General features: G+C 70.5%; 11 protein-coding genes. 2 read left to right on the forward strand and 9 right to left on the reverse strand.

The genetic code is table 11. From position 1 onward, the window contains the following. Positions 1-4: 4 nt before the first annotated feature. From DX116_RS17945 to DX116_RS17955, 3 genes are all read right to left on the reverse strand, one after another. Positions 5-865 (reverse strand): ABC transporter permease, encoded by an 861-nt coding sequence (locus DX116_RS17945; protein ID WP_199716119.1) that lies wholly within the window; start codon positions 863-865, stop codon positions 5-7. Between the two features lie 4 nt (positions 866-869). Then, positions 870-1823, reverse strand: coding sequence for an ABC transporter permease (locus DX116_RS17950; RefSeq protein WP_119705543.1), 954 nt, complete (start codon positions 1821-1823; stop codon positions 870-872). 84 nt (positions 1824-1907) lie between these two features. Further along, entirely contained in the window at positions 1908-3482 is a 1575-nt protein-coding gene (locus tag DX116_RS17955; RefSeq protein WP_158592030.1) for an ABC transporter substrate-binding protein, read from the reverse strand. A 232-nt stretch (positions 3483-3714) separates the two neighbouring features. Between DX116_RS17955 and DX116_RS17960 the strand changes: the two genes are divergently transcribed. Further along, positions 3715-4584, forward strand: coding sequence for a MurR/RpiR family transcriptional regulator (locus tag DX116_RS17960; RefSeq protein ID WP_119705545.1), 870 nt, complete (start codon positions 3715-3717; stop codon positions 4582-4584). 3 nt (positions 4585-4587) lie between these two features. On the opposite strand, the gene DX116_RS17965 is transcribed toward DX116_RS17960, so the two are convergent. Together DX116_RS17965 and DX116_RS17970 are read right to left on the reverse strand one after the other, a co-directional pair. Further along, on the reverse strand, positions 4588-5808 hold the full coding sequence (locus tag DX116_RS17965; protein ID WP_158592031.1) for an alanine racemase: 1221 nt from the start codon (positions 5806-5808) through the stop codon (positions 4588-4590). A 149-nt stretch (positions 5809-5957) separates the two neighbouring features. Further along, positions 5958-7247 (reverse strand): PucR family transcriptional regulator, encoded by a 1290-nt coding sequence (locus DX116_RS17970; protein ID WP_119705547.1) that lies wholly within the window; start codon positions 7245-7247, stop codon positions 5958-5960. Positions 7248-7435: 188 nt separating this feature from the next. On the opposite strand from DX116_RS17970, the gene DX116_RS17975 reads away from it, so the two are divergent. Then, positions 7436-8968, forward strand: a complete 1533-nt coding sequence (locus DX116_RS17975; protein WP_119705548.1) for a serine hydrolase domain-containing protein — start codon at positions 7436-7438, stop codon at positions 8966-8968. Here the strand turns inward: DX116_RS17975 and DX116_RS17980 are convergent. From DX116_RS17980 to DX116_RS17995, 4 genes are all read right to left on the reverse strand, one after another. Then, positions 8952-10448 carry an amidohydrolase family protein gene (locus DX116_RS17980; RefSeq protein WP_119705549.1) on the reverse strand — a complete coding sequence of 499 codons (1497 nt, stop codon included), beginning with the start codon at positions 10446-10448 and terminating at the stop codon, positions 8952-8954. The genes DX116_RS17975 and DX116_RS17980 overlap by 17 nt on opposite strands. After that, positions 10445-11827 (reverse strand): serine hydrolase, encoded by a 1383-nt coding sequence (locus tag DX116_RS17985; RefSeq protein WP_119705550.1) that lies wholly within the window; start codon positions 11825-11827, stop codon positions 10445-10447. The genes DX116_RS17980 and DX116_RS17985 overlap by 4 nt, the downstream gene beginning before the upstream one ends. A 159-nt stretch (positions 11828-11986) precedes the next feature. Continuing rightward, complete coding sequence (locus tag DX116_RS17990; RefSeq protein ID WP_119705551.1) at positions 11987-12493, reverse strand: flavin reductase family protein; 507 nt, start codon at positions 12491-12493, stop codon at positions 11987-11989. Beyond that, the gene (locus tag DX116_RS17995; RefSeq protein WP_119705725.1) at positions 12490-13620 is read right to left on the reverse strand and encodes an LLM class flavin-dependent oxidoreductase; all 1131 of its coding nucleotides are present in this window, start codon (positions 13618-13620) and stop codon (positions 12490-12492) included. Before DX116_RS17995 ends, DX116_RS17990 begins: the two co-directional genes overlap by 4 nt. Positions 13621-13645 lie beyond the last annotated feature (25 nt).

Here is a 13645-nt window from a genome sequence, read left to right on the forward strand (position 1 = left end):
GCACTCATCGTTCCTCGCTCCGGGCTGAAAGGCGGTCGTAGAACCAGTCGCCCAGCACCGTCGCGCTGATGCACGTGAGCGCGATCAGCAGTGCGGGGACGATGGCCATCCACGGGTTGTCGTAGATGAGCTTCTGTCCGTCGGCCAGCATCGTGCCCCAGTCGGAGCTGCCGGCCCGCGACCCAAGACCCAGGAAGGTCAGGGCGGAGAAGGCGATGATGGCCGTGACGAAGTCGAGCAGGATGTTGGCCACGATGATGGGCGAGACGTTGGGCAGCACGTGGTGCGTGACGACCCGCCGGTCGGGCACGCCCAGCGTCCTGGCCGCCTCGACGTACGGCAGACGCGACTGGACCCGGGTCGCGCTGCGCACGAGCCGGAGGGCGAACGGGAACATCAGGGCGATCAGCAGCGCCACGGTCAGCCAGTAGCCCGTGCCGACCACGCCGACCACCACGATCGCGATGAGCATGAACGGCAGCGAGTACAGGACGTCCGAGAGCAGCGTGACGAGCGCGTCGACGCGGCCGCCGTAGTAGCCGGCCAGCAGTCCCAGCGCCGTGCCCAGGACCATCGTGCCGAGGGCGACGCAGACCGGGCCGGACACCGCGCTCAAGGTGCCTTGCATCAACCGGGACAGCACGTCGCGTCCGAGGTCGTCGGTGCCGAGCAGGTGCCCGGACGACGGACCCTTCGCGGCGTCGAGGAGGCTCTGCTTGTCCGGATCGGCCGGGGTGAAGAGCTGGCCCGCCACGGCGAGCACGGTGACCAGCAGCACGAAGGCCGCGGCGAGCACGACGCTCGCCGAACGGCGACGACGACGGGCACGCTTCGGCACGGGTACGTCGAGAGCAAGATCGGTCACGGTGTCAGCCCTTCGCCGCGTATCGGGTGCGTGGATCGATCAGGAGGGAGAGCAGCTCGACCGCGAAGTTGGTCAGGATCACGACCAGCGCCAGGACCATCGTCACCCCTTGGATGACGGGCAGGTCCGCCTGCTGGACCGACGAGACGATCAGCTGACCGAGCCCCGGGAGCGAGAAGACCTGCTCGACCAGCACGGCCCCGGAGATGAGCGAGATGAGCAGCAGGCCCGCCGAGGTGACGACCGGCAGCGCGCTGTTGCGCAGCGCGTAGACCACGAGGATGCGGCGGGGCGACAGACCGCGTGCGCGGGCGAAGGTGATGTAGTCCTGCTGCATCACCGTCAGCGTCGAGGCCCGGGTCTGCCTGGCCACGATGGCGGCCAGGCCGATCGTCAGGGTGATGGCCGGCAGGATCAGGTGGACAAACCGGTCACCCCCGCCCTCGCCGGCACCGTAGACCGGCAGGACCGACAGCTTCACCCCGAGCACGAAGATCAGCAGGATGCCGACCGCGTACGGCGGCGAGCTCATGCCACCCACGGTGAGCAGCGAGACGGTCCGGTCGAGCTTGCCGCCGCGGCCGATACCGGCGAACAAGCCGGCGGGGACCGAAACGATCAGCGACAGGACGAGAGCCATCGCGGCGAGCTGCGCCGTGATGGGCAGGTACTGGCCGATCTGCTGCGTCACCGAGACTCCCGCCACCGAGGAGGTGCCGAAGTCGAGCTGCACGGCGTTGATCAGCCACCGGCCGTACTGCTGGAAGAACGGATCGTTCAGGTGGTACTGCTCGTTGAGCGCCGCCACCTGCTCGGGGGTCGGCGGCCGGCCGCCCAGCAACGCCGTGAGCTGGGAACCGGGCGCCGCCGCCGTGAGGCCGAACACGAGGAAGCTCACGATCAGCAGCAGAAGGAGCGAGAAGGCCGCCCTCCGTGCGATGAAACCGACTAGACCCATCTCGGGCTCCTCCTCGTCGCCGATCTGGTGGCCGACGGGGGCCGGCTCGTCGCCGGCCCCGTCGCGGACGTCACTTCGCGGACGTCACTTCGCGGGGCGAAGGTAGTCCAGGTAGGCGCCGGTCTGGAAGTCCAGGGCCGTCACCTTCTGCGTGTAGACGTAGCCCTTCGAGAGCACGAAGACCGTCTTCTCCTGGAACAGCGGCACGTACGGCACCTGGTCGGCGAGCTCGGTCAGGATCGTCTTGGCGGCGTCCCAGCTCTTGTCCGACGTCAGGTCGCCCAGGGCGGCGTCGGTGCGCTCGCTCGCGAAGTGGGAGAAGTTGTATCCGCTCGACGGGTCGATCGGGTACGAGATCGATCCGGCGTCCGGGGTCGTGGTGAAGAACATCGGCGTAGGTGTCTTCATCTCGCCGGAGTAGAACGCGTCAAGCCAGTCCGAGTAGGTGTAGGTCTCGACGGACGACCGGATGCCGAGGGCCTTCAGGTTCTCCTGCAGGTTCAGCGCGACCAGCTTCGACCACGGGATCTCGGCGACGAACTGGATCTTGACCTCACCGTCGTACGTGGCGTACTTGGACTGCGCCAGCTCGGCCTTCGCCTTGGCCGGGTCGAGGTCGTACTGCGGCAGTGAGTCGAGGAACGTGTCGGCCTCCTCGGCCGACGGGGCCGATCCCCTCACCGTCTCCAGCGGGGCCAACGACTGCAGGAGCGACGCCTGGCCGCCGAAGCCGGCCTGCACGAGTCCCTTGCGATCGATCGAGTAGGCGACCGCGCGGCGGAAGTGGACGTCGTCGAACGGAGCCTTGCGGGTGTCGAAGCCGTAGAAGTCCATCATCATCTGCGGCGCCGCGTACGTCGTCGCGCCAGTGATCTTCTTCCACTGGTCGAAGGTCCTCAGGTCGGAGACCCTCGTGCCTTGGACCTCGCCCGACCGGACGGCCAGCTGAGCCTTCGTGTCGTCGCCGATGACGACGAAGTTGAGCTTGTCCGGTGCGGGCTTGGTGCCCCAGTAGTGCGGGTTGCGGGTCATGCTGATCTTGGAGGGAGTCACCGAGGTGGCCACGTACGGCCCGGTTCCGATCGGGACGGCGTCGGGGGTGCCCAGGTCGTCGGGGTGGGCCTCGCCGAACGTGGCCTGCATGATCGGCACGGACGTGTCGGCGATGTTGAACCGCGCGGACGGGTCGGGCTTCGACAGCTTGACGGTGACCTGCATGGGGCCGGTCTCGGTGACCGACTCCACGCTCTTGATCAGGCTCGCGTTCGACGCCTTCGCGCGCTGGGCGTGCTTGAAGCTCCACACGACGTCGGCCGGTGCGAGATCACTGCCGTCCGAGAACTTCACCTCGGGTCGCAGGTCGTAGACGATCGTCGTCGGGTCAGGAGTGCTGGTCTTCTCCGCCAGGACGGGCTTGTACCCCGACAGCGTGGCCGCCTCGAGGAACTGCGTCGTGGCGGCCGGGATGCCCGCGGTCGCCACGTCGGCACCGCTGGTCATGTCCATCGACTTGGCGAGGGTCGGCAAGGAGAACGTAAACTCCGGGATCGTCGTGTTCGAGGGCTTCTGCGGCCCATCGCTCGAACCGGCGCAGGCGGTCAACGTCAGGCCGGCGACGACGAGCAGCATCGCACCGCGCCGGAGGGGGAAGGGCTTCATGTGTGTCCGTGCTCCTCGATCGGGGGGCCACCTCGTCGATGCAGTGGTTGAGAGAATCGTATGTGAAACATTCATTCCTGTATACCGAATTTCAATTGCAGATGAAACAAACCGTACTTTACCCGGCTGATACGCGCTGCTAGCCTCGATCGACCGCCCACAGCTGCCACGACGGTGCGGCCACACCGTTGCTCGGGACGTCCCCGTCCGCCCGCCCCTCTCGAAGGCCCCCATGACTGCGACAGAACACGACGAGGCCACGCCTCCCTCGGCCACCGTTGCGGCTCGGGTCCGCAGCCGCCTGGACTCCCTCAGCCCCGGCGAGCGGAAGGTCGCCCGGGCCCTGCTGTCGAGCTACCCGGTGGCGGGCCTCGAGACCGTGGCCGAGCTGGCGAAGCGAGCCAGCGTGAGCTCGCCGACCGTCGTCCGATTCGTCTCGCGCCTCGGGTTCAGCGGGCACGCGGAGTTCCAGAAGGCGCTCATGCGCGAGGTCCACGAGAGCCAGGGCTCGCCGCTGCAGCAGTACGGCAAGGCCGCCGCCCTGCCGGCCAACGACTTCCTGGGTCACATGTCCCAGGCGTTCAGCACGTCGGTGGAGACGACGTTCAGCGAGCTGCCCGATCCCGAGTTCTCCGCCGCGACCGATCTGCTGTGCGACGATCGTCGGCGACTCCACCTCGTCGGTGGCCGCTTCAGCCACGTCCTGGCCGACTACCTGCGGCTGCACCTCGAGATGGTGCGACACCACGTCCACCCGGTCCCCGCCGACGAGCTGTCCCGACTGAGCATCGTGGCGAGCGCCTCCAAGGCCGATGTCGTGATCGCCTTCGACTACCGCCGGTACGACCAGGAGACCGTGCGCTTCGTCCAGAACATGGCATCTCGCGGCAGCTCGATCGTCCTGCTGACCGACTCCTGGCTCTCGCCGGCGTCCGAGGTGGCGGCCGTGGTGCTGCCGGCCCGCGTCGAGGCTCCGTCGCCGTTCGACTCGCTCACCGCGGCCATGGCGGTCGTCGAGAGCCTCGTCGCGGCGGTGGCGGACCGGTACGGGGAGCAGGGTCGCCGCCGCATCGAGACGATCGAGCAGTTCCGGCAGTCATGACTCCTACAACCGCGGCTCAGCCACGTCCACCAGGCTCCCGCGGGCGTCGACGACCGGGATCGACCGCCACCGGTCGAAGGCGCCGCACGGATGACTCACTCCCAGGCTGATCCGGTCGCCGGCGCGCAGCGCGCACGTCGCCGCCACTGACACGAACGCGTGCTGGTCGTTGACCCCCACGACGCGCGCACCCTCGACCGGCGTGATCGACCCGTCGTCGTGCCGCTGCCCGACGACCACCGGCAACCTGTCGTCCGTCGGCACGTCGCGACGCCCGAAACCGGCGATCACCAACCCCGGCTCCGGGGTGGACAGGACCGAGGCGACCAGCTCGAGCGCCGGCGCGAACCTGGACCCGCCGGGCTGGTCCGACCGGCCGTCGAAGGGCGACGTCTCGCGATACACGCCGTGGTCGTGGGTCGCGTAGCAACCGCTGCGCAGGATCGTGTCGACGGGGAACCCGAAGCGGTCCGGACCCACCGCGTCCACGACGAGGTCGAAGTAGGAGCTCCCCCCTGCGGTCACGACGGGCCGGCGCTCGAAGAGGTTCTCGGCCTGGCAACGCTCGGTCAGCGCGTGCAGCTCGTCGAGGAAGGTCCCGATGGCGGGCGGCACGGCTTCCTGGCCTCGGGGCATCAGACCTTCGAACCCCGCGACGCCCCGCAGCTCGAGGCGCGGCGACTCCGACACCCGGCGCGCCAGCTCGACCGCCTCGTGGACGCTGCGTGCGCCGGTCCGTCCTCCGGTGAACCCCAGCTCGACCAGGACGCCCAGACGCAGGGCCGGCTGCAGCGCGTCGAGCCGGGAGCTCAAGATCTCCAGGCTGTCGACCGAATCGACGTACACAAGGACGTCAGAGGGCTCGGAGGCATGGGCGAGGAAGGTCTCGGCCACCCAGGCGATGGCCCGTTCCTCGACCACCAGGTTGGCGATCAGGATGCGGCGGACGCCGAGCCCCCACAGATCGCGGGCCTGACGGATCGTCGCCGCCGTCAGTCCCCAGGCTCCGCGCTCGAGCTGCAGGTGGGTGATGTAGGCCGTCATGGACGTCTTGGCGTGCGGGGCCAGGTGCACTCCGCGCGCCGCGCAGTAGTCGGCCATCAGACGGACGTTGGAGCGGACCGCCTCGTCGTGCAGCAGCATGACCGGCAGATCGAGGTCGTCCAGCGCACGCGTCGCACCGCCCCGCGCCGCCTCGATACGTGACGTCGACGACGTGGACATGGTTCCTCCATGGGTGCGGGTGACTCGGGTCATCCGAAGCCTAGGTCGGGCGACCGTCCTGCCGCTGGTCCGAGCGCACATCGTGCACCCCTGTGGACGGTCCGATCGGACAGGTCCGTCGTGGCGCGGCGACGGCGGCCGTCCACCCGTCAGACGTCGTCGACGTACGTGCGCAGCCGGAAGTGCAGCATGGCCGCGAAACGGGTGTCGCTGTCGCCGAGATCGATCCCGCCGACCTGCGCCACCGTGCGCAGGCGGTACCGGAACGTGTTGGGGTGGACGAACAGGGACCGCGAGGCCGCCGTAATGTCGCCGAAGTGGTCGAGCCAGGCGGAGAAGGTCTCCACCAGCCGCGTGCCGTGAGCCCGGTCGTGCTCCTCGAGCCGCGCCGCCGGCCCTGCGAGCGCCTCGCCGCGCTGCACGATGGCGTCGCTGAGCTCGGTCATGAACGCATCCGCCTGCAGATCGACCAGGCGACCCACACGGCGCGTCGCCCGGCGTGAACGGAGCACCCGGGAGGCACGCGCGGCGTCCTCGCGTGACCGGGCGAGCTGGCGGACGTCGGACGCCGGGGCGCCGATCCCCACGACGAAGCTGCCCGAGCCGATGCGGTCGACGAAGCGCGAGGCGACTCTCGCGGCCGTCTCCTCGCGATGCTCACCCGCGACCGGCAGGAGTCCCAGGCACACCGGACCGACCACGGCGACGGCCGCGCGAGGCGAGGTCGCCGCGAGGTGGAGGGCGAAGGCGTCGGAGAGGCGCAGCTGCTCGGCCAGACGGTCGGCGCCGGTCGTCGCACCACGCTCGGCACCCGTCAGGTCGCCCTCGACGCCCCCACCGTCCTGCTCGTCCCGCTCGTCCCGCACGGCGAGCTCGAGCACCGCGACCGGCAGTCCCGCCAGGCCGAGTTCCGCCAGCGCACCTCCCGCCGCGGAGGAACCGGAAACCGCGGTGGCCACGAGCTCGGACCGACGCGCCCGCTCGGCCACCGTCCCCGTGCGTGCCCGCAGCATCGCGAGGGCGACCGGGCCGGAGGCCTCGCGGAGCGCCTCCATCCGGTCGGCCGACGGCTCGTCCCGCACGGCGACCCACACCGATCCCAGGATCTCGTCGCCCGCCCGCACCGCGACTGCCACCCGCGACAGCTCGGAGCAGTCCGCCCCGGTGTCGCCGGTGGGGACGAAGATCGGTCGATCCGACCCGTGGAGTCGCCGGAACACCCCGTCGTCGACGAAGCGCTGGGTGATGTGCGGCGGCACGCGTCGCCCCAGGATGGACTCGACACGAGGCCCGTCCGCCTCCTCCTGCCGCACCGAGAACGCGACCACCCGGGACTCCCGGTCCTCAATCGTGACGGGCGCGTCCATGATCGCGCTGATCGCGTCCGCCACGGCGAACAGGTCGTGCGCGGCGTCGTCGTGGAGCCTCAGGCCTGTCACCGCGGATCGCCTCCCACACCGGGAGTGTAGGGCACCCCCGATCCTGTCTCGGTGCTCGTCGCGGGCCTCATGGTGGATCCTCCCGGCGGCGCCGACAACTCTTGTCGGATGCGACAAGACGCCGCAGCGGGCCTGGTCTACGTTGAGATCGTCACGCACGCCCCCGGCTCGCAGCACGAGGAGACCCGATGTCCGACGAGAGCACGGCGGTCCCGATCGAGACGATGATCGATGCCCTCTTCGAGCAGTACGTCGGGGTCGGCACCAGCCGCGCAGCGGTCGTCGGGCTGAGTGACGAGACGGGACTGTCGCACTGGAGGGGCCACGGATCCGCCAACGATCAGGACGAGCTTCCCGACGCCGACATGCTCTTCCCGATCGCATCGATGACCAAGAGCTTCGCCTGCTGCGCCACCTTGGTCGCCCGTGACGCGGGGCTGCTCGACCTCGAGGACCCCATCACGAAGCACGTCCCGGAGTTCCAGCTCGCTGCGAACGACTCGGGCGAGATCGTGCCGACGATCCGCATGCTGCTGAGCATGAGCGGCGGGCTCACCGAGGACAATGCGTGGGTCGACCCCTTCATCGACGCCCCCGTCGATCGGGTGCTCCACGAGGCGGCCCGCGGCGTCCGGCTGAGCAGCCGTCCCGGTACCACCTACGAGTACTCGAACCTGGGCTACGCCTTGGTCGGCATCGCGGTCGGCCGAGCCGTCGGCATGCCCTTCGCCGACTACGTCCAGCAGAACCTGCTCGAACCGCTGGGTCTCACCTCGACGTTCTACGACAAGGACGCGCCGGCCGACCGGCCACGAGCCTCCGGATACTCGCTCGACGACCGTGGCGACTGGATCGCGTACGGCCCGCGGACCTCCGACGCCTTCCTCGCAGCCGGTGGCCTGGTCAGCACCATTCGCGACCTCGCCACATGGATCACGTGGCTCGGCTCGGCGCTGCGGGAGTCGCCCACGGACGAGTCGGTGCTCAGCACGGCGTCTCGGCGCGAGCTGCACCGCATCCACGTCATGACGCCCCCGGCCGTGACGATCGCCCCTGACGGCGGCCTGGCCGTCGTCACCGGCGGGTACGGCCTGGGCGTGCAGGTGCGTCAGGACCTGCGGCGCGGCCTCATCGTCGGACACGCGGGCGGGCTGCCCGGATTCACCCTCTACATGACGTGGCACCCGGCGTCGGGACGCGGGCTGGTAGCCCTGACCAACAGCCACCGCGGCGACCTCGTCGCGATGTGCGATCGCGCGCTCGGCATGGTCCTGGCCGACCACGACGTGCCCGCGTCGGTCGTGCGCCTGTGGCCCGAGACCCACGAGCTGCGACACCAGACCGATGCGCTGATCCGTCGCTGGGACGACGCCCTGGCGGTGCGCATCTTCGCCGACAACGTCGACTTCGACCAGCCCCTGGACGAGCGCCGGGCGGAGATCGCCCGCCTCGTCGAGATCGTGGGGCCCCTGCTCGACGCGCCCGGCGCGTCTCGTCTGGTGTCCGCCGACTCACCCGCCGACGTCACGTGGTCCATGGCCGGCGAGCGCGGCGAGCTGCTCTGCATGATCCACCTGACCCCGGTCGAGCCCGCGGCGGTCCAGGAGCTGGTCGTGCGAGCCGTGCCCGACGGACATCCGCGTCCCGTCGAGCTCCAGCCCGACCGCTTCACCGCGGGGCCGTCCTACACCACGACCCACCGGATCATCGCGACGACGTGACGGGGGTGCCGGCCAGCACGCCCAGGTCGAGCCGGTCGTCGGTGACGGTGACCTGGCCGGCCACGATCACGAACGCATAGCCCTGCGACGGCGCGGTGCCCTCGGCGTACGTGGCCCGATCGGTGACTCGGTGGGGGTCCAGCACCACGATGTCGGCGTCGGAGCCGGGCCGGAGGCGTCCCTTGCGCCGCATCGCCGGCACGAACGACTCGAGGATGCGCGCCGGCCCCAAGCTGCACCGCTCGAACGCCTCGACCCACGAGAGCGTCCCAGTGGCACGGACGTACTGGCGCAGGAAGCGTGAGTACGTGCCCGCCCCGCGGGGGTGCGTGACGACGTCACGCGGAGGGGGCCACGCGAACGGGTCCCCCGCCTCGGCCTCCCAGGCCAGGGGCATCGCGTCCGACGCGATGACGGTGCCCGGGAAGGTGAGTGCCCGGTCCAGCACCAGCCGGTCGTCCGGCACGTCCTCGTCGAGCAGGTGGATGATCACGATGGCGCCGGGGTCGTCCCGGCGCAGCCGCGCCAGCTCGTCCAGGTCGCGCACGCGCTGCCCCGTGGGGGTGTGGACGATGGACGAGGGCGTCAGCCGGCGCTCGGCAAGACGGTCCGGAGCGAGGAACGCGGCACCGATCGTCGTCGAGCCTGCACCGTACGGATAGGCCTCCGTCGTGACCGGCGCCGGGCTCTGCTCGATGAGGCGGTGCACCCGGTCGACGTGCCACAGCGAGGTGCTGTTGACGTGGCAGTAGTGCGCGGAGGCACCCGTCAGCTGCGCGGCCCGGACGATCTCCTCGGCGCCGTCGATCGCGACGCTCGGCGTGGTCTCGACCAGGTCGCGGGCGTGCGTGAACGTGCCGGTCGCGGTGTCCGCCGCCAGCTGGGAGACCGCCAGGTACTCCTCGGGCCTGGTCGCGGGCGCGTAGCCCAGCAGCAGGCCGATCCCGATCGCGCCGGCGGCCACGTCACGACCGAGACGGTCCAGCATGGCGTCGGTCTGGCGGTCCGAGGCGGGGCGCTTCCACTCGTCGCCGCCGAGCGACGTCAGGACGTCCCTCGGGTCGTCGCCCCGGATCCCGCCGACCTCGATCAGCCTGGCCTGCTGCCAGGACGCCGAGCTGCCGTAGTGGGTCGCGCGTCCTTGCACCGCGGCACCTCGGAGGAACGCCGACACGTCGGTGACCCCGCCCTCGAGGTCCAGCGCCGTCGTGACCCCGTCGAGCACCTGCAGCCGGCTCCCCGCGACGGTCTGGGCGTGGCTGTGCAGGTCGATCCACCCCGGGCCCACGATCCTTCCCGACGCGTCCAGCACGCGGCGTCCGACCAGCTCCTCGTCGGTCGTGACCGCGGTGATCGTCCCTCCGGTGATGCCGACCTGGCCGATGTCGTCCAGCCCGGTCTCGGGATCGATGAGGCGGCCGCCCGTGATGACGAGGTCGTGGATCGCCGGAGCAGGGACGGAACTGGTGTCGGTCGTCATGAGGTCCTCGGTGTCGAGCGCAGGTCGGTGTGCAGGAAGTCCGGACCGCCGGGCAGGCTGAAGAACCGCACCGGGACCCACCAGCTCGAGTGGGGCGAACGGTAGACGAACAGATCCGGAGCGACGGGCTCGAGCACGTGGTCGTGCGTCGCCGTGCGATCGGGTGCCGAGAGCACCTGCTGCGTCACGCGCAGCCGCAGGCTGCCGGCGTGCTCGGAGACCTCGAAGCGCGTGCCCCGCCGCTCGTACGTCCCCACGAGGCGGCGGACGTCCCCTGCCGGCTCCGTCGACGGGACCGGCAGCGGGGGCTTGTCGACCCCGGCCAGCTCGCCGAGCACCCCACGCATCAGCCGGTCCGCGAGCTCGTTCGCGCGTCCCCCGTTGGTCAGCACCACGACGGCCGTGGACCGCGAGGGCACGACGCGCAGGTAGGCCTGCTGGCCGATCGTCACCCCGTCGTGGCCGATGACCGTCTGGCCCGACCACTGCCGGCGCATCCAGCCGAGACCCCACGAGTCCGCGTCGTCGCGCTGCTCGGGCACCGCGTTGTGGTGGTCGGACATCGCCTCCACGCTCGCGGACGACAGCACACGAGCACCTGATGCCGTGACGCCACCGCTCAGGTGCATCTGCACGAACACCAGAAGGTCCTCGGCCGTGCCGCTCACCAGGCCCGCAGGTCCGATCGATCGCGGCAGCATCCACCGGTCAGCCTGGCGCGGCACGCCGTCCTCGTCGGGCACGTGGCCGATCGCCACCCGGTGCAGCAACGCCTGCTCCGGCAAGGTGACGGTCGCGCGCAGGCCCAGCGGCTCGACGATACGGGTACGGACGGCCTCGTCCCACGTGCCGCCGGTCAGCACCTCGACCACGCGTCCGGCGATCACGAACCCGGCGTTGCAGTAGGAGAACGACCGACCCGGCGCGTGCAGCTGTCCGACGCCGTCGAGGCCCTCGACGTACCGCTCGACGCAGTCGTCGCCGCGGCCCGTGTCGGTGAACACGTCCCCGTCGATCCCGCTGGCGTGACTCAGGAGCTGCCGCATCGTCACCCGCGCGGACGCCTCGGGATCCAGGACGCGGACGTCAGGCAGCACCGCGCCGATCGGGTCGTCGAGGCGCAGCACTCCCTCGTCGACGAGCTGCATGACCAACGTCGTGGTCCACACCTTGCCGATCGATCCGAACTGGAAGATCGCGTCAGGGGTCGCCTCGACGCCCGTGTCGAGTCCGAGCACCCCGGCCGCGTAGGTCGACACGGCCCCGTCCTGCAGGATGCCCAGGACCGCACCGGGCACTCCCAGGTCCCGCACGGCCGTCTCGAGCTCGTGCTGCCAGCGATCGTGCGCAGGCGTCTCGGTGCTCGCGTCCTGCGTCATGACAGCTCTCCCGTCGGCTCCGTGGCACGGACCCGCGCAGCCAGGACGGCTCACGCGATCACCCGCATGCTCGCACGCGCTCCGAGGCCTCACTAGTCCCACCGTCACTGCGTTCGGCAGGCGATTCGTGCAGACGGACGAACCACGGATCCGCGGCCGTCAGGCCAGGCGGCCGAACCCGCTGCGGTGGAAGAGCAGGGGCCCGCGATCGAGGCCCGTCTCCGCACCCAGGATCGCGTGGAGACGAAGGAGGACGATCACGTGGTCGCCAGCAGGGATCTCGCCGTGGATCGTGGTGTCGAACCCGGCCAGGCCGTCGTCCACCGTCACGGCTCCTCGGTCGGTGATGCTGACGCCGACGTCGGCGAACCGTTGACCGGCTGCGCCGGCGAGCTGCCGTGCGAGCGGGCCGTGGTGGTCGGCCAGGACCGTCACGCCCAGGTGGTCTGCGCGTCGCAGATCCGGCCAGGTCCGCGACTGAGCGGCGATCGAGAAGGACACCAAGGCGGGCTCGAGGCTGACGGTGGTGAACGACGACGCCGCGAGACCGGTGAGCGCGCCGTCCACCTGGGCCGCCACCGCCACGACGCCTGTCGGGAACGACCCGAAGGCGTGACGCAGGACGGCCGGCGACAGGTCCTGGTCGGCCGGCGACGGGGCCCTCACGAGCTCGACTCCCGCGTCCGGACGCGAGGATCGACCCACAGTCCCCGCCGCTCCAGCTCGGGCAGGACGCCCTCGCCGAACCAGTACGCCTCCTCCAGGTGCGGGTAGCCCGACAGGACGAACTCGTCGATCCCGACGGCCCGGTAAGCCTCGACCAGGTCGGCGATCTCGGAGAAGGACCCCACCATGGCGGTCCCTGCACCGCCCCTGACCAGACCCACACCGGCCCACAAATTCGGGTAGATCTCGAGGCCCTCCTTCGACCCGCCGTTCAGCGCGAGCATGCGCCGCTGACCTTCCGATCCCGACCGGCGCAGCCCCGCCTGCATCCGCTCGATCTCCTCCTCCGAGATGTGCCGGAGCAGCCGATCCGCCTCCGCCCAGGCGTCCGCGGACGTCTCGCGTGCGATGGTGTGCAGCCTGATGCCGAACCTGGGATCGCGCCCGTGCTTCCGCGCAGCCTCACGGACCCGGTCGATCTTCTCGGCCACCTGCTCCGGGGGCTCGCCCCAGGTGAGGTAGACGTCGGCGTGCTTGGCCGCGACCTCGATGCCTGCCGCCGACGAGCCGCCGAAGTAGATGGCGGGGACACGCTCTGGCCTGATGTGCAGCGTCGAGTCCTCGACGGACAGATGGGTGCCGCGGTAGTCCACCGTCTCGCCGGCCCAGAGACGGCGGACGATGGTCAGGAACTCGTCGCAGCGCGCGTAGCGGTCGTCCTTGCCGAGGAAGTCGCCGTACATGCGCTGGTCGTGGTCCTCCCCTCCGGTGACCACGTTGAGCAGGAGCCGTCCGCCCGTCAGGTTGGCGAACGTGGCCGCCATGTGTGCCGACGCGTACGGGCTCACGGCGTCGGGGCGGAACGCGACCAAGAACTTCAGTCGCTCGGACTGGGCAGCGAGCGCGGACGACGTCACCCACGCGTCCTCGCACCACGGTCCGGTCGGCACCAGGGCCGCCTCGAACCCGAGCTGCTCGGCCGATCGGACGACCTGGCCGAGGTAAGGGATGGATGCGGCCCGTCCCGCCGACGACGGATCCGCGTAGATGCCGTGGCCCCCGCCGACCACGGACCGACCATCCCCTCCGTTGGTCGGCAGGAACCAGTGGAACTCGAGCGTGCTCATGAACATCCTTCGTGGACAGATCGGG

The organism is Aeromicrobium endophyticum, assembly GCF_003586285.1.
GTDB classification, from domain to species: domain Bacteria; phylum Actinomycetota; class Actinomycetes; order Propionibacteriales; family Nocardioidaceae; genus Aeromicrobium; species Aeromicrobium endophyticum.

Coding starts and splice junctions, on each gene's coding strand:
- DX116_RS17955 (WP_158592030.1), bottom strand. CDS start 3,482: ATGAAGCCCTTCCCCCTCCGGCGCGGTGCGATGCTGCTCGTCGTCGCC.
- DX116_RS17995 (WP_119705725.1), bottom strand. CDS start 13,620: ATGAGCACGCTCGAGTTCCACTGGTTCCTGCCGACCAACGGAGGGGAT.
- DX116_RS17965 (WP_158592031.1), bottom strand. CDS start 5,808: ATGTCCACGTCGTCGACGTCACGTATCGAGGCGGCGCGGGGCGGTGCG.
- DX116_RS17985 (WP_119705550.1), bottom strand. CDS start 11,827: ATGACGCAGGACGCGAGCACCGAGACGCCTGCGCACGATCGCTGGCAG.
- DX116_RS17950 (WP_119705543.1), bottom strand. CDS start 1,823: ATGGGTCTAGTCGGTTTCATCGCACGGAGGGCGGCCTTCTCGCTCCTT.
- DX116_RS17960 (WP_119705545.1), top strand. CDS start 3,715: ATGACTGCGACAGAACACGACGAGGCCACGCCTCCCTCGGCCACCGTT.
- DX116_RS17975 (WP_119705548.1), top strand. CDS start 7,436: ATGTCCGACGAGAGCACGGCGGTCCCGATCGAGACGATGATCGATGCC.
- DX116_RS17980 (WP_119705549.1), bottom strand. CDS start 10,448: ATGACGACCGACACCAGTTCCGTCCCTGCTCCGGCGATCCACGACCTC.